Annotated in this window: 16 protein-coding genes; 8 read left to right on the top strand and 8 right to left on the bottom strand. The window is 70.0% G+C overall.

Annotated features, from left to right (window positions below):
* Positions 1-35 precede the first annotated feature (35 nt).
* The 3 genes from ITP53_RS07395 to ITP53_RS07385 all read left to right on the top strand — a co-directional run bounded on the left by ITP53_RS07395 (position 36) and on the right by ITP53_RS07385 (position 1,422).
* Positions 36-539 carry an ATP-binding protein gene (locus ITP53_RS07395; protein ID WP_195894545.1) on the top strand — a complete coding sequence of 168 codons (504 nt, stop codon included), beginning with the start codon at positions 36-38 and terminating at the stop codon, positions 537-539.
* A gap of 95 nt (positions 540-634) precedes the next feature.
* Entirely contained in the window at positions 635-1,087 is a 453-nt protein-coding gene (locus tag ITP53_RS07390) for a hypothetical protein (protein ID WP_195894544.1), read from the top strand.
* Positions 1,084-1,422 carry a winged helix-turn-helix domain-containing protein gene (locus tag ITP53_RS07385; RefSeq protein WP_195894543.1) on the top strand — a complete coding sequence of 113 codons (339 nt, stop codon included), beginning with the start codon at positions 1,084-1,086 and terminating at the stop codon, positions 1,420-1,422. Before ITP53_RS07390 ends, ITP53_RS07385 begins: the two co-directional genes overlap by 4 nt.
* Here ITP53_RS07385 and ITP53_RS07380 read toward each other — a convergent pair.
* The 3 genes from ITP53_RS07380 to ITP53_RS07370 all read right to left on the bottom strand — a co-directional run bounded on the left by ITP53_RS07380 (position 1,401) and on the right by ITP53_RS07370 (position 4,810).
* Positions 1,401-2,141, bottom strand: coding sequence for a class I SAM-dependent methyltransferase (locus tag ITP53_RS07380; protein WP_195894542.1), 741 nt, complete (start codon positions 2,139-2,141; stop codon positions 1,401-1,403). The two genes, ITP53_RS07385 and ITP53_RS07380, sit on opposite strands and share 22 nt — an antisense overlap.
* 348 nt (positions 2,142-2,489) lie before the next feature.
* Entirely contained in the window at positions 2,490-3,983 is a 1,494-nt protein-coding gene (locus ITP53_RS07375) for an MFS transporter (RefSeq protein WP_207755626.1), read from the bottom strand.
* Entirely contained in the window at positions 3,980-4,810 is an 831-nt protein-coding gene (locus tag ITP53_RS07370; protein ID WP_207755625.1) for an alpha/beta fold hydrolase, read from the bottom strand. The genes ITP53_RS07375 and ITP53_RS07370 overlap by 4 nt, the downstream gene beginning before the upstream one ends.
* Positions 4,811-4,904: 94 nt before the next feature.
* Here ITP53_RS07370 and ITP53_RS07365 point away from each other — a divergent pair, with 94 nt between their 5' ends.
* A complete protein-coding gene (locus ITP53_RS07365; protein ID WP_195894540.1) occupies positions 4,905-5,843 on the top strand; it encodes a LysR family transcriptional regulator in 939 nt (312 codons plus the stop codon).
* Between the two features lie 91 nt (positions 5,844-5,934).
* Here the strand turns inward: ITP53_RS07365 and ITP53_RS07360 are convergent, their stop codons facing one another.
* Positions 5,935-6,360, bottom strand: a complete 426-nt coding sequence (locus ITP53_RS07360; protein ID WP_195894539.1) for a PPOX class F420-dependent oxidoreductase — start codon at positions 6,358-6,360, stop codon at positions 5,935-5,937.
* Between the two features lie 587 nt (positions 6,361-6,947).
* Here ITP53_RS07360 and ITP53_RS07355 point away from each other — a divergent pair.
* The gene (locus tag ITP53_RS07355; protein WP_195894538.1) at positions 6,948-7,922 is read left to right on the top strand and encodes a trypsin-like serine peptidase; all 975 of its coding nucleotides are present in this window, start codon (positions 6,948-6,950) and stop codon (positions 7,920-7,922) included.
* Positions 7,923-7,949: 27 nt separating this feature from the next.
* Here the strand turns inward: ITP53_RS07355 and ITP53_RS07350 are convergent, their stop codons facing one another.
* Together ITP53_RS07350 and ITP53_RS60135 are read right to left on the bottom strand one after the other, a co-directional pair.
* The gene (locus ITP53_RS07350; protein WP_195894537.1) at positions 7,950-8,159 is read right to left on the bottom strand and encodes a hypothetical protein; all 210 of its coding nucleotides are present in this window, start codon (positions 8,157-8,159) and stop codon (positions 7,950-7,952) included.
* 251 nt (positions 8,160-8,410) lie between these two features.
* Entirely contained in the window at positions 8,411-8,752 is a 342-nt protein-coding gene (locus tag ITP53_RS60135) for a Rossmann-fold NAD(P)-binding domain-containing protein (RefSeq protein ID WP_328814238.1), read from the bottom strand.
* On the opposite strand from ITP53_RS60135, the gene ITP53_RS07340 reads away from it, so the two are divergent.
* Entirely contained in the window at positions 8,703-9,584 is an 882-nt protein-coding gene (locus ITP53_RS07340; protein ID WP_328814236.1) for an AraC family transcriptional regulator, read from the top strand. The genes ITP53_RS60135 and ITP53_RS07340 overlap by 50 nt on opposite strands.
* Positions 9,585-9,749: 165 nt before the next feature.
* Here the strand turns inward: ITP53_RS07340 and ITP53_RS07335 are convergent, their stop codons facing one another.
* Complete coding sequence (locus tag ITP53_RS07335; RefSeq protein WP_195894535.1) at positions 9,750-10,496, bottom strand: SDR family NAD(P)-dependent oxidoreductase; 747 nt, start codon at positions 10,494-10,496, stop codon at positions 9,750-9,752.
* A gap of 204 nt (positions 10,497-10,700) precedes the next feature.
* Between ITP53_RS07335 and ITP53_RS07330 the strand changes: the two genes are divergently transcribed.
* Positions 10,701-12,533, top strand: a complete 1,833-nt coding sequence (locus ITP53_RS07330) for an ABC transporter ATP-binding protein (RefSeq protein ID WP_328814234.1) — start codon at positions 10,701-10,703, stop codon at positions 12,531-12,533.
* Positions 12,533-14,359 carry an ABC transporter ATP-binding protein gene (locus ITP53_RS07325; protein WP_195894534.1) on the top strand — a complete coding sequence of 609 codons (1,827 nt, stop codon included), beginning with the start codon at positions 12,533-12,535 and terminating at the stop codon, positions 14,357-14,359. The genes ITP53_RS07330 and ITP53_RS07325 overlap by 1 nt, the downstream gene beginning before the upstream one ends.
* A 4-nt stretch (positions 14,360-14,363) precedes the next feature.
* On the opposite strand, the gene ITP53_RS07320 is transcribed toward ITP53_RS07325, so the two are convergent.
* Positions 14,364-15,575 (bottom strand): PP2C family protein-serine/threonine phosphatase, encoded by a 1,212-nt coding sequence (locus ITP53_RS07320; protein WP_328814231.1) that lies wholly within the window; start codon positions 15,573-15,575, stop codon positions 14,364-14,366.
* Positions 15,576-15,589 lie beyond the last annotated feature (14 nt).

Here is a 15,589-nt window from a genome sequence, read left to right as displayed (position 1 = left end):
GAGTGGCACGCCACCACGGGGAGGAGGACGGGGCGATGAACGGGATGGCTTGGCGCGGGGATTTTCCCGGCGAACGAGTGCAACTGCCTGCTGTGCGTCGGCTCTCCGCGGCGCTGCTGGCGGACTGCCCGGTCCGCGACGATGCGATCTCGTGCGTGGTCGAGTTGGCCAGCAACGCGATCTTGCACACGAGGTCGGCAGGCGGCGTCTTCACGGTCGGGATCTGGTCGTACGGGACCATCGCCCGGGTCGCGGTGAAGGACGCCGGGGGATCGGGCGAGCCCGTCGTTCGTGCCGGGCCGCACCTGGCCGAGTCGGGGAGGGGGCTCGCCATCGTGGCCGCGCTCTGCGCCCGCCTGGGTGTCGCGGGAGGCGAGGGCGGGCGGGTCGTTTGGGCTGACCTGTCCTGCGGCTGTGCTGGGGTCGATGTGCCGTGGGAGAAGGTTCCGCTGCTGGAGGCGGCCTGTGAGTACTGCGGGAGCTTGAAGGATGGGCAGTCCCGAACGGGCTTGCCGGATAGATCATCCTCGAAGCCCTGATCGTGCGGCGTGACGAGTGGCGTTTTTGACTTGCCTGACGGGAAAGTGGAGTGTTAACTTTCCTACTAGGCAAGTCAAACTCTGGAGGGATCCGTATGGACCACATCGAGGACGCCCAGGCCAGCCTCGCGGAGATCGCCAAGCGCCGTAACCAGGTCATCGACGGCGCATCCCGCGGCCGCCATCGCGGCTGGGACGCCACGGGCATGCTCGCGGGGATCGCCGGTTTCGCAGTAATGGATCTTCCCGTGCCCTCGGCCCTGCAGTTGAGCCTTTTCATTGTCGCAATGGTCGCCGCCCTGGTCTGCTTCACCCAGGCCGGCCGGCGCAGCAAGGCGGTCATGCACCAATCCCAGGTGACCGGCCGATTCTGGGCCATCTTCGGTGGCTCCGCGCTCGTTGCCGGTGCTTTCGCCATCGCCGGGATGCGGCTGGTGGACCAGATCGACATCCCGCTGCGTTACACCCTCCTCGGCGTGCTGTTCGCCGCCTTCGTCGCGGCCACCCAACCGTTGTACCGGGCGCTGATGCGCCGGGCGACAGCATGACCACCCCGGTCGGCTTCGACGAACTGATCCATCCGCCGACCCGGCTGGGCCTGATGGCGCTTCTCGCGGCGACGGAGTGGGCCGAGTTCAGCTTCCTCAAGGAGAGCCTCCAACTCACCGACTCCGCACTCTCCAAACAGATCTCCACCCTCACCGAGGCCGGGTACGCCGAGGTCCGCAAGGAAGGCGCCGGCCGCAGGCGCCGCACCCTGGTCACCCTGACCCCGCGAGGCCGGACGGCCTTCGATGGCCACGTCGAAGCCCTGCGGCAACTGGTCAGCCGGGCTACGTCAGCTCCCACAGCCGGAAACGATCACTCCGGTGGCAGGCGGTAGACGGATACGTGGGAGCGCGACTCGGCGGTGAAGTCGGCGCCGCTCCAGTCGGCGTGCCTGGTCTCCAGCTCGAACCCGGCCAGCTGACCCATGAGGTCGAGCTCGGCGGGCCAGATGTAGCGGTGCGGGCTGCGGAACAACTGTGCCTGTCGGCTCTCGTCGAACGTGAAGTGGTGCGACACGACGTGCTGGCGCAGCACGTCGTAGGTGTCCAGAAGGATGTAGCCGGGCTCGACCTGCCCGACCGTGGCCTGCTGCCCCGGCGGGAGCTTGCGCAGCTCGGGCACCCAGAGCTCGATCACGAACCGGCCGCCGGGGGTGAGGTGGCGGGCGGCGTTGCGGAAGCACGCGACCTGCTCGTCCTGGGTGAGCAGGTTGGAGATCGTGTTGAAGACGAGGTAGACAAGTGTGTACGCCCCCGGAGCGACGACGGTCGCCATGTCGCCGACGATCACTGGAATCGTCGCTTCGTCCACCTTCGTACGCAGTTGGTCAATCATCGGAGCTGACAGTTCGATGCCGGTGACGGGCACGCCGCGCTCGGCGAGCGGGACGGCCACCCGGCCGGTTCCGATGGCGAACTCGAGCGCTCGGCCGTCGCCCGCGAGTTCGGCGAGGCGGTCCACGGTCGGCCCCAAGACCTCGGGCGCGAACATGCCGGTGCCCGGTGTGTCATAGCGCTTGGCTGCGTCGACGTCCCAGATCTCGTCCTGTCTCATGCGGCCAACGATGGTCGTGGGGTGTGCGCGTTGTCCAACAGATTTTGTGACGCCCACTGCTCCATCAAGGCCGGACGGGAGCGCTCGGGAGAATCCCCAGCATTAGCCCCAGGAGGCGCTGTCATCGAGGTCCTCGAACGGCGGGCCTCGGCAACGCGGCGTTGAGCGGCGTGATGTCCGGTTCTCTGGTGTGACGGTGACGTAGTGGGGCGGGTAAGCGAGCAGGCACGACCTTGGGGATCATGAGACGCCAAATAATCAGAGAAGACCGTGCCTGCCCTCACACGACCGCATCACCTGAGGGTCCATGTATATGGTCGGCGACGCGGACCTGGAGAGCCTCGTCGATCAACTGGAACGCCTGGCGCCTGCTCTGCTTGCATGACGTACGGTCCGCGCCTTCCGGGAAAGGCGCGAGCCGTACCAAGCTGGACCCGCTACGGCGTCGTCCCCAGCTACGTCGCCTCCCCGGACGGCACCCTGCGCGACCGCGGCTGCTTCTACAAGCGGCTGTCCGCGTAGCCGGAGGCTGATCAACGCGGCGACGACGAAGACCGCGGCCTCGTAGATCATCGCGTGCCAGAACGCGCCGCCGGGGGACGCGAAGTAGGCCAGTCCGGCCGCGGCCACCCCGATCGACCCGCCGAGCTGCTGGGCCGTGGGCAGCAGCCCGGACACCGACCCCGCCGCGGCCCCGTCCGCCTTCGCCAGCACCAGCGCGAACACCGACGCCGTGAAGGAGCCGAACGCCGCACCGCCGACCGCCAGCACCGGGACCGCCGCCCAGCGCCCGGCCGCGCTCTGGACAAGGAGCCCGAGTGCCAGGGCCATCCCCGCCAGCACCAGCGACGCGACCGTGAGCACCGTCTCCCCGTGCCGATGGGAGAGAGCGGGCGCGACGCGACTGCCCAGGACGGCCGCGGCGGCGAACGGCGCCGACATCAGCGCGGCGGCGACGGCCGGGTAGCCGAGGGCGGCCTGCAGGTGCAGGAACAACAGGTACGTGAACGACGGAACGCCCGCGTTGAACACGAACACCAGCACCACCCCCCACCGCGCCGTCCGGTCACGCCACACCGACGGGTGGATCAGCGGATCCGGCCGGCGCGGAAGGGTCGCGGCGAAGCAGCCGAGCACGGCTACGGCGACGGCGAGACCGGCCCACGTCCACCAGGGCCAGCCCGCCTCCCGCCCCAGCGCCAGCGGCAGGACCAGCGCGCCGAACCCCACCGTGGTCAGCACCGCGCCCACGCCGTCCACCCGCTGTCCGCCCGCGCCCCGCGCACGGGGCAGCACGGCCGCCCCCGCCAGCGAGACGAGCGCCACCGGCACCGTCACCAGGAACACCGGCCGCCAGCCGAGCCCGAACAGGTCGGCGCCGACGAGCAGCCCGCCGACCAGCGGCCCGGACAGCGACGCCACCCCCATCGTGGCGCCGTACAGGCCCATGGCACGCGCCCGCCGCTCCGCCGGGACGGCGACCTGGATGATCGAGAGGACCTGCGGGGCGACGAGGCCGCTGCCCGCCCCCTGGACCAGCCGGGCCGCGATCAGCCAGGTCGCGTCCGGGGCGGCGGCGCAGGCCACCGACCCGACGGCGAAGACCACGGTGCCTGCCACGAACAGCCGGCGGTAGCCGTACCGGTCGCCCAACCGGGCCGCCGTGATGAGAAGGCACGCGTAGGCCAGGGTGTACCCGGCGAGGATGAGTTGCACCGCGCCGGGCCCGGCGCCCAGGCCGGCCTGCATCGACGGGGCGGCGACCTGCGCGACGGTGACGTTGAGCAGTTGGACGAAGGTCGCGCTCAGCACCACCGGCAGCGTGAACCGCCCGCCGCTCACGAGAGGAGGGCCGCGGCCAGCTCGCCCGGCCGGGCGGCGAACGGGCTGTGGCTGCCCGGCAGGCTGCGCACGGTGAACGGGTTGCCGGGGAAGGCGTCGTCGGCTTCGGCGATCATCAGATCCTGCGCGGCGGGTGCCAGCGCCCGGTCGTCGGCGCAACGCAGGAAGGTCCGCGGGATGCGTCCCCACCGCTCCGCGGTCAGGGTGACCGGGGTCGTCGGGATCGCCAGCGGCAGGTCGGGGCTGAGCACGGAGCGCCAGCGATCGAACTGGTCCAGGGGCGTGTCGTGGTAGTGGGTCTGTCGCAGCTCTTCGACGTAGGCGGGGTCCGCCGAGAGCGGGTTGATCCGTACGGCGCCCAGCGCCTCGGGGTCGCCGAGGTTGAGGCCCTGCCCCAGCGCGGTCGCGTTCTCCGGGGAGCCGAGATAGTCGAAGAACCGCGGCCGTCCGGCGGGGACGAACGCGCTCAGGTACACCATCCTGTCCACAAGCTCGGGTGCCTTCTCCGCGGCCAGCGACATGGGACCGCCGCCCGCGCTGTGCGCGACGAGCACGACCGTGCGGTAGCGGCGGACCTGGCGCAGCGTGCCCACGACGGCCTCGGCGCACTCGTCCATGGTCACGGTGGCGAGCTGCGACTTCTCGGTCAGCAGGCCGGGCTGGCCGGGCAGCAGGTATCCGGTGGGCAGGGGCGCGCCGAAGCCGTGCCCGGGCAGGTCGACGGCCACGCCGGCGGCGCCGAGCCCGGCGAGCGCGCGCTGGGTCGCGGCCCACTGTCCGGAGCTGTGCCAGGCGCCGTGGACGAAGACGAAAACAGTGCTGTTCATGTCGTTCATCCCACTCGATGACCGTGGCGTTATCCACTGTGAGATATGGCAAGCTGGATGACGATACTTCTGGGATATTGCGGGGAGACCGGTGATGGAGGCTCGACACCTGCGTTACGCGCTCGCCCTCGCCGAGCACGAGCACTTCGGCCGGGCGGCCGGCGCGCTGGGGATCGCGCAGCCTCCGTTGTCCAAGCAGATCGCCGACCTCGAGCGCGAGGTCGGGGCCCCGTTGTTCGACCGCACCCGCCAGGGCGTGTTCCCGACGGCGGCGGGGGAGGCGTTCCTGGCACGGGCGCGGCGGGCGCTCGACGAGATCGCGGCGGCCGTGCTGGACGCGGGCCGGGCCGCGCGCGGCGAGACAGGCCGGCTGCGCCTGGGTTTCATCGCCTCGGCGCTGCTCGACCCCTTGCCCGGCGTCCTGCGCCGGTTCGGACGGGAGCGGCCCGACGTACGGCTCGAACTACAAGAGATGGCGACCAGCCGCAGCACCGCCGCACTGCTCGCCGGTGAGCTGGACGTGGCGATCACCCTCGGCCCGCCGAGGGGCGCCGGGGCTGAACACCTCGTGTCCGTCCCGATCGGGCACGATCACCTGGTCGCCGTCATGAGCACCGCGCACCCGAACGCGGGCCGGCCGTCGGTGAGCGTGGCGCAGTTGCGGCGGCAGCGGCTCATCGTCTCGGCCGGCGAGGACGAGCCCGCCGTCGGCGCGTCGCTGCGCGCTCTGCTGGGCAAGGACTCCCCGGCCCTCGGCGGCGCGACCGTCGCCAGGGACGTCCACACGATCGTCGGCCTGGCCGCCTCCGGGGTGGGCGTCGGCCTGGGCCCGTCCCGCATGCTCGCGGCCCCGCGCCCGGGGACGTGGTTCTGCGAGGTGACCCCGCGCACGCCGCTGCCCGACCTGGTCCTGTCCTTCGCCGCGAAGGATCACTCTCCGGTGCTGAGCGCCTTCCTCGACACCATCCGGCGGAACTGCCCCGACGTCGGCGCCGCGCTCGATCACCGGCTCCGGCTCACAGAGCCTGAGTGAGCGCTGCGCGCGGCCCCGCTCGCGGGCGTCCTCGACGAAGCGGGCGGTGCCGGGGGGAGTACGCTGTAGCCTTCCTGTCGCCCGTAGATCCTTACTCGGCGATGGCGCGCTGGGCGATGACGTTGTCGATGTGGAGTCGTACGAGATACTCGCCCGGGACCGCGTTGCGGGTGCCGAACTCCTGGGCGCGGTCGTCGCCCATGTAACGCCTGCCGATCTCGATGGCCCACGCCAGGAGTTCCTCCTGGTCGAGGGAGAGAGTGGCGTTGCCCTTGATGAGCACGTACGAGTAGGGCGGCTCCTGGTCGTCCACGCACAGCGCGGCCTGCGGATTGTGGCGCAGGGCCTGGCCCTTGAGGCTGGTCTCCGAGGTGTTGAACACCACATCGTCCTCATCGAGCAGGAACCAGATCGGGGTGACGTGCGGCAGGCCGTTGGGCTGGGTCACCGCCAGCTTCCCGGTACGCGTCCCCGTCAAGACGAACTTCCGCCATTCGGCATCACTCATTCGTTCCATACCGCCACGCTACGCCACCATGTCGATCTCGGGCCGAGCGACCTGCCGGGCGAGTACGTACTTCCAAGAATTCCCCCTGACAGGCTTGACGTGTTCGCGTCAACAATCGATTGTGAGTGTGCGCATCCTTACGGGACGGCACAAGGGCTGAATGAGTATCTCTGTGCCACGGCCCTCAGGGGGTAAGAACTCGGCTAATAGGTCGTCCGCAAACACCTGTCAGGTATGAGCCTTTTCGATCGTCCGCTCATCGAGTGGGTTCGCGTTGGAGAGGCTCGTTTCAGTCTGCCTTTTTGAGCAGGTTCTCGCAGGTCAACCCGGCTGGAGACCGGACAATCAAAGGCTGATGTGGATGAGCGATGGCCGAGCGGTAAAGGCATGTCCGGGGGCACGCCGTAATCGGCGAATTCCCAAGACCCTTGCGCTACGTCGCCCCGGGGAGGCGCGGCTGGCCAGAGGTGTGGTTTCGGACAGGAAGGACGCACACGGTGACTCAACATTCCAGGAGAAATCTTAAGAGAGCAGGAAGACGTTCCCTTGTCATCCTCGGCACACTGACCCTCGCCGCGGCACTGACCGCCGGTCCGGTGCATGCCACCACGACGACCTCGAACGCGGCGGACCCGGCACAGGCGACCACCGAGAAATCGGGTCAGTCCGCCGCGGAACTCTCCGCCTACTGGACGCCGGCCCGCATACAGGAGGCCAAGCCGACGCGCCCCACGGATCTGGACGGTGAGCGCAAGGTCAGCGAATTGCCGGCGTCCAAGTTACCCGCCGTCTCCGCCCCAGGAACCCGGCCGGCCAAGGCCCCGGCCCCCACTCCGGCACCCGGGGACACCAAGCTGAACGTCGTCCAGGCGCAGCGCTGGAACAGCCACGGCGTGATGCCGGCCACGTCGATCGGCAAGCTCTTCTACACCAACGACCAGGGCGCGGATCGGTTCTGTTCCGCGTCGGTGATCAGCGCCAACAACCGCAACACGATCTGGACGGCCGGGCACTGCGTACACCGGGAGAACGGCGGGGGCGACCAGGGCTGGTTCACCAACTTCATGTTCAGGCCCGACTTCGACGCCGGCAGCTCGCTGGGCACATGGGGTTGGGAGCTCGCGGCGGCCCCGCAGGGCTGGACCGTGGACGGAGACTGGGCGTACGACATCGGCGCGATCGCGCTGGCGCCGAACGCCAGCGGCAACGTCCAGGACATCACGGGGTCACAGGGCTACCACTTCAACAGCGGCAGTCACGACTACCAGGCCTACGCCTTCGGCTACCCGGAGGACGCCGAACCGGACGACCGGCCGGAGATGGACGGGCAGCGCCTGTGGTACTGCACCGGCGCGACCTGGCAGCCGTTCCTCGACAGCCGGATGGGCTTCCACTGCGACATGTTCCACGGCGCGAGCGGTGGCCCGGTGCTCTATGACCTGCAGCTCACGCGTGGCTGGGGCTACATCATCAGCGCCAACAGCTGGCACTACTTCGACAACGACGAGTGGCGCGACCCGTATCTGGGCGACGCCGCCGTCAACGTCTACAACGCGGTGAAGGATCAGTAATCTGCCTGAGCGAACGCCGCCGGAGGCTCAGCCTCCGGTGGCGTCCCGCATCCGCTCCTCGGTCCAGTACTCCTCGACCTCGCTGGGATGCTTGTCGTTCTCGTGAACGGCCGGCGTCGCGGGGGACTCGGAATCCGCCTGCGCGACCAGCATCCGGTACGCCCCGAAACCGGCCGCGACGGCTGCGAGGGACACCGCCACGATCCTGGTGTGCGTCTTGGCCCACATGAGCTTCACTCCCTCACCTCATCTTCCGACGTCACACCAGCAGGCGCAACCGGCCAGGCCAACCCACCAGGCGCTGTGCCGAGTTGAAATCTTCTGGTGGGCCGGAGGCTGCGGAGCCAGAGACCGGAAGGACGCCTTGGGCAGGTCGATGTCGCCGGCGGGCGGACGGCACGGACCGGATGCGCGGCGGCAACCGACCCCAGCGCGCAGCGCTCCCGCCCGCCGGAGTCTTGTGCGGCCTCAGGCCGGCTGCCGGAGGGTCATGGCCGCCAGGCTCCCGCTGCCGCGGCCCGCACGACGTAGTCCTCGAAGGTTCGGGGGGCGCGCCCCAGCACGGTGGCGATACCGTCCGTCGTTTCGGCGGTCACCCCGCGCTCCATCAGCACGAACATTTCGGCGACGTGGTGGGCGTCGTCCTCGCCCCAGCCCTCCGCGACCAGCGCCGCGGTGTACTCGGCGGGGGAGACCTGCTTGTAGGCGATGGGCAGCCCGGACGCCCGGGAGATCAGCTCGACGGCCTCGGCGAAGGTCCTCGGCGGGGCGGGCTGGATCGTGCCGGAGCACCGCCCGCCCGAACAGCTTCGCGCCGGCGAGACGGTCATCGTGCGGGGCCCCGCACCGTTCACCTTCGTCGACGAGGTCGGCACCCGGGCCGAACCGATCGCGTGCGGCGAGCACTGCGCGACGCCCGAGCAGGGCGGGACCCGGCACCGGCGCGGCTGGAACGACAGCTGCGGCGACTCCGGTGACGGCGCGACGACGCTGATCGTCGGCGCCTACCCGGTGCGCGGCGAGATCAGCCGCAGGCTGCTGGACGCGTTGCCCGTCGTGCTGCGCGTGGCTTCCGGCGGCGGGGCCGACGCCGTACTGGACCACCTCGCCGCCGAGGTCGCCGCCGACACCCCGGGCCAGCAGGTGGTCCTGGACCGGCTGCTGGACTGGATGCTGGTCTGCGCGGTGCGCGAGTACTTCGACCGGCCCGGCGGCGAGCCGCCGGCCTGGTACGCCGCCCAGCGGGACCCGGTGGTCGGCGACGCGCTGCGCCTGCTGCACGCCGAACCGGCGGCGCCCTGGACGGTCTCCTCGCTGGCCGACCGGACCGGGGTGTCGCGTTCCACACTGGCGAAGCGGTTCGCCGACCTGGTCGGCGAACCGCCGCTGACCTACCTCACCCGCTGGCGCATGACGCTCGCGGCGGACCTGCTGACCGAGCGCGAGGTGGCGACCGTCGCCGAGATCGCCCACGCCGTGGGCTACTCCGACGCGTTCGCATTCAGCGCGGCGTTCAAACGGATCCGAGGCGTCAGCCCGAGCGCGTTCCGGCGCACCGGTACGGTCGTTCCCGAGCGGCCGACCGGCCCGCCCCTGCGGCCTCCGGGCACCGTGCTGCCTGCCATCCCCGCTCCTCCTCCCGTGGCTCGTGTGCGGTCTTAGCGGATATGCGAGAACGTCCTCGGGATCGAGCTCGCGGCCGAACAGGAGAAGCCACGGCCGCGCCGTACGCAGGCCGGCAAAGGGGCTACCAACCTCGCCGCCGTTCGTCAGGAATTAATTCAGCCTGTTGCGGTCGGGGTGGCCTCTGGTCGGCCGGACCGGTGGTCAGACGGCGGTGCGGCCGCCGTCCGTGTGGAGGGTCGTGCCGTAGATGTAGCTGGCTCGTGGTGAGGCCAGGAAGGCGATGGACTCGGCGATCTCCTCCGGTGTCGCGGGGCGGCCTGCGGGGGCGGACTGGGCGAGGGTGTCCAGGTCGTCGCCCATGCCGGAGGTCCCCGCGGTACGCGTCGGGCCTGGGCTGACCGCGTTGACGCGTACGCCGCGCGGCCCCCACTCCGCCGCCCACGACTTCGTCAGCAGCACCATCGCGGCCTTGCTCGACCCGTACAGGCTCATCCCCGGCACCCCGAACTCGGCCGCCATCGTCGTCACGTTGACGATCGCGCCGGCGCCGCGCTCGGCCATGGCCGGCGCGAGCTCGGCGACCAGGAAGTACGGGGCCTTGACGTTGACGTCGAAGACCCGGTCGAAGTCCTGCTCGCTCGTCTCGGCCGTGGGCCCGAACGGGTAGATCCCGGCGTTGTTCACCAGGATGTCCACCTGCCCCAGCACGTCGTTCGCCTGCCGTGCCAGCGACCGCGCGGACGCCTCGTCACGCAGGTCCGCCGCCACGAAGGTGGCCCGGCCGCCCGCCGCGCGTACGTCCTCGACCGTCTCCTTGCCCCGTGCCTCGTCCCGGCCCGAGACGACCACGTGGGCACCGAGCCGGGCCAGCGCGAGGGCCGTCGCCCGTCCGATGCCGCTGGTTGATCCGGTCACCAGGGCGCCCGCCCCCGTCAGCTCTCCGGTCATTGTCGTCTCCCCTGATATTCGATCGCGCTGGTTGATGCGGTTCGAGGGGAGTAAGGCCACGTCTACCCGGGAACTTCCGGAACTCTCATAGCGGCGGCTTATGGCACCTATCAGGCCCACGGCAAAAGCGCTGGGAAAGTGTCGGTGGGCGGTGATAGAAAGCAGGTTCGACGTCTGCCTAGTCAGGGCCTGGGGGCTGTGCCTGTGACCATCAGCAGTTCGGAGTTCTCCGTCTCCGGCCCGCGCTTCAACCGGCGCGGCCCGGTGCGCTGGCTGTGGTCGCATCTGCGGCGGCAGCCGGTCCACCTGATCGGCTTCCTCGGCGGGTCGCTGGTCATGACGGTGCTCAACGCCATGGTTCCGCAACTCACCGGCGACGCCTTCGACGCCATCCTGGGCGAGCGCGGCCGGCCGATGGACGCGCTCGGGCTGATCTCGCTGGCGCTGCTGGCGATCGTGGCGGCCAGGGGGCTGTTCGACATCGTCGCCAGGATGTCCAGCGAGGTGCTCGCCAAGCGGCTGGAGCGGGACACGCGCGACGAGCTCTACGTGAGCCTGCTCGGCAAGAGCCAGACCTTCCACAACCGGCAGCGGGTCGGCGACCTGATGGCGCGGGCCGCCAACGACATCCGGCAGCTGTCGTTCATGATCACTCCGGGTGTCGACCTGATCGTGGACTCCGGCCTCACCGGGCTGGTGCCGCTCGTCTTCATGGCGTTCATCGATCCGCGGCTGCTGCTGGTCCCCGTCGTCTTCGGGATCCTCTTCGTGATCGCGCTGCGGCACTACATGCGGCAGCTCAACCCGGTCGCCACGCAGATGCGCGAGGAGTTCGGCGACCTCAACGCGGGGCTCAACCAGGCCGTGCGGGGCATCGAGGTGATCAAGGTGACCGCGCAGGAGGCGCAGGAGCGGCAGCGGTTCAGGGCCGACGCGCGGCGCTACCGCGACTCGTTCGTACGCAACGGCCTGGTGCAGGCGCGTTACCTGCCCACCCTGCTGTTCGCGTTCGCGATGGCCGGGGGGCTGTGGCACGCCCTCTACCTCCAGGGCGTGGGCGCGATCACGCTCGGCGAGGTGGTGGCGTTCATGGGCCTGATGGGCATGCTGGGTTTCCCCACGCAGATGTCGATCTTCACGTTCTCGATGATCCAGCTCGGCATCGTCTCCTCGCGCCGGATTCTCAGCATCATGACCTCGGAGAGCGAGATCGAGCAGCCGGCCGACGGCCATGCCGCGCCGATCAGCGGCGAGATCGTCTTCGAGGACGTGACGTTCGGCTACGACAAGGACGGGGAGCCGGCGCTGCGCGGGGTCACGTTCACCGTGCGGCCGGGGGAGACGGTGGCGATCGTCGGCGAGACCGGCTCGGGCAAGAGCACGCTGACCAAGCTGGTCCCGCGCATCTACGACGTCACGTCCGGGCGCATCCTGGTCGACGGCGTGGACGTGCGGGAGTGGGACCTCGACTCGCTGCGTTCCCAGATCTCCACCATCGAGCAGGACATCGTGCTCTTCTCCCGCTCGGTGGCCGAGAACATCGCGTTCAGCCTGGGCCAGCGCGCCGACCGGGAGGCCGTGGTGCGGGCGGCCGAGGACGCGCAGGCCGCGGAGTTCGTGGCCGAACTGGACGAGGGCTACGACACCGTCATCGGCGAGCGCGGCGTCACGTTGTCGGGGGGTCAGCGGCAGCGGCTGGCCATCGCGCGGGCGCTGCTCACCGATCCGGCGATCCTCGTGCTCGACGACTCGACCAGTGCCATCGACTCCGCCACCGAGGACAAGATCCAGCAGGCCATCGGCCGCATCCTCGACGGCCGCACCACGCTGCTGATCACCCATCGGCTCTCCCAGATCCGGTGGGCGGACAAGGTGCTGCTGCTCAGACGCGGCGAGGTCGCCGACTTCGGCACGCACGACGAGCTGATCGCGCGCAGCCGCCTCTACCGGCGGGTCTTCGCCCACTACGACGAGGCCGGGCTGGACGACGCGGCATCCGACGAGGTCATGGCGAGTGAGCAGGGAGGGGTGCGCTGATGGGCTTCATCATGGACGGCCTCGACGCCGAGGACTACGACCGCACCTACAACGACCGCGACCTGCTGCGCAGGATCCTGTCCTACTTCAGGCCGAAGCTGGGCCGGATGTTCCTGGTCGCGGGCATGATCGTGCTGGTCTCCGCGAGCCAGGCGGTCATCCCGCTGCTGGGCAGCGTCGGCGTGGACGCGATCGCGGACGGCACGATCGGCGAGGTCGGCTGGCAGGTCACCGGCGGGATCCTGGCCGCCGGCGCGCTCTCCTGGGTGTTCAACTTCGTCCGCCAGCTCAACAGCTCGAAGGTCACCGGCGACGTCGTGCTCAAACTGCGCGAGGACGCGTTCGACGCCGTGCTCGAACGGGACCTGTCGTTCTACGACGAGACGCCGTCCGGCAAGATCGTCAGCCGGGTGACCTCCGACACCGACGACTTCGCCACCGTGTCCACGCTGACGATGGACCTGATCAGCCAGGTGCTGATGGTGGGGTTCGTCACGGTCCTGCTGTTCATGCGCAGCGTCGAGCTGGCCCTGCTGACGCTGCTGGTGGTGCCGATCGTGGTGGGGCTCGCGCTGCTCTTCCGTCGGCTGGCCAGGATCAGCACCCGCCGGGCGCAACGCTCGCTGAGCCGGGTCAACGCCAACCTGCAGGAGACCATGGGCGGCATCGCGGTCGCGAAGAACTTCCGCCAGGAGCGGCAGGTCTACGACGAGTTCCGGCCCATCAACCGGCAGAGCTACGAGGTGACGCTGCGGCAGGGGTTCGTCTTCTCCACGATCTTCCCCGTGCTGTTCCTCGTGTCGGGCCTGGCCACGGTCGGGCTGGTTCAGATGGGCGGCTCGGCGGCGCTCTCCGGCGGGTTGTCGGCCGGCGACTGGTTCCTGTTCCTGCAGGGAGTGTCGCTCTTCTGGTTCCCGCTGACGTCCATCGCCGCCTTCTGGTCCCAGTTCCAGCAGGGGCTGGCCGCCTCCGAGCGGGTCTTCGCGCTGATCGACGCGCCGCCCCGCGTGGTGCAGACCGATGACCTGCGGCCGGGGCGGCTGGCCGGCCGCATCGAGTTCGAGGGCGTCACGTTCGGCTACGACGCGGACCACCCGGTGCTGCGCGACTTCGCCCTGCTGATCGAGGCGGGCGAGACCGTGGCGCTCGTCGGCCACACCGGCGCGGGCAAGTCGACGCTCAGCAAGCTGATCACCCGGTTCTACGAGTTCCAGGAAGGCCGCCTGCTGATCGACGACCGGGACATCCGCACCCTGGAGCTGGGCGGCTACCGCAGGCAGATCGGCGCGGTGCCGCAGGCCCCGTTCCTGTTCAGCGGCACGGTCGCCGACAACATCCGCTACCCGAGACCCGACGCGAGCGACGAGGACGTGCTCACGGCCGCGGCGGCGGTCGGCGGCGGCGACTGGGTCGACGCCCTGCCGAACGGCCTGGCGACGGACGTGGGCGAGCACGGCCGGGCCCTGTCCATGGGTCAGCGCCAACTCGTCGCGCTGGCCCGGCTGCTCATCCAGGACCCGGCGATCGTGGTGCTCGACGAGGCCACGGCCAGCGTGGACCCGCTGACCGAGGCCCAGATCCAGGAGGGTCTCGACGTGGTGCTGGCCGGACGCACCTCGATCGTCATCGCACACCGGCTGTCCACGATCGAGCACGTCGACCGGATCATCGTGCTGGATCACGGGCGGATCGTGGAGGAGGGCGACCACGCGACGTTGCTGGCTCGCGGGGGCCGCTACTGCGAGGTCTACAACACCTACTTCCGGCACCAGTCGCCCAACTACCGGGCCGGCACCGGGTTCGTCACCGTCGCGGGTGATTCGTAGCCGTTCAAAGGAGGAGTTGTTCGTGCCGCTGGCCGTGCCACTCCACGATGAGCACGGTGGCGTCGTCCTGGAGCCGGTCGCGCTGGTGCCTGAGGACGGCCTGGATCAGCCGGCGCAACGTCTCGGGAGCCGTCAGCCCGTCGGCCTCGTGGCGGATGATGAAGTCGATGAAGCGTTCCAGCCCGAACAGCTCCCCGTCCGGGCTCTTCGCCTCGATGATCCCGTCGGTGTAGAAGACCAGCCGGTCGCCGGGCTGCAACTGGTAGCGGACCAGCCCGGTGGACGGGGTCAGCCCGAAGCCCATCGGCGGATCGGGCTCGCTCTCCAGGACGGCGGCCAATCGGCCGTCCCTGAGCACCAGCGGGGGATGATGCCCCCGGTTCACCCAGCTCAGCCAGCCGGTGCGCAGGTTCAGATCGGACAGGATCCCGGTGCTGAACCTGCCGGTGAACTGCTCCCTGATCGCCGCGTCGATGGCTTCGGCGGTCATGGGCAGATCGTCCTGCTCGATCCGGTGGTTGCGGCACGCTCCCATGGCGATGGTGGCGGTCACCCCGGCCGCCGCGTCGTGCCCCATGGCGTCGAAGATCGACACGTGCAGGACGTCGCCGTCGATCGCGTAGTCGTAGGAGTCGCCGCCGACCTCGTACGCGGGCTCGAGCGCGGCGCTGACCACCACGTCCTCGGTGGCGAACGTCCCTGGCGGCAGCAGGTTCATCAGCACCTCGGCGGACAGGGCCATCGGCCGGGCTCTGACCAGCCGCGCGAAGGAGTCGCTGTTCAGCCGCTTCTCGACCAGAAGCATCGTGACCAGCGAGGCCATCTGCTTGACCCGCCACTCGGCGACCTCACCGGGCTCGGACATGGTCAGCCCGAGCACCCCGACGCGCTCGGTGCCGTCCAGCAGCGGCACCCACACCCGGTCGCCCACCGAGTCGGGGGCGCGTACCATCTCCACGGTGCTGTAGGCGCGACCGGCCAGCGTGGCGTCGATCCGCAGCGGTTCGAGCGGCCGGCCGCTCTCGTCGTACTGGCCGGGCAGCGGTGTCAGGATCAACCGCTGCAGGTCGGTCACGTAGATCCTGACCTTGGAGAACCCGGCCAGGGCGGCGTACTCCGCCACCACGCCCGGCATGTCCTCCATGGTCGTCAGGTGGTTGGCGGCCAGCAGGCCGCCCAGCATCAGCTCACCGTCCGATTGCGCTTGTTCCCCCACGCGGTTCTTCTACC

The sequence above is a fragment of the Nonomuraea cypriaca genome, from assembly GCF_015645445.1.
In the GTDB taxonomy this organism is placed as follows: domain Bacteria; phylum Actinomycetota; class Actinomycetes; order Streptosporangiales; family Streptosporangiaceae; genus Nonomuraea; species Nonomuraea cypriaca.
The sequence above is the reverse complement of the archived record's forward strand: the minus strand, read 5'-3'. Positions and strand labels throughout refer to the sequence as shown.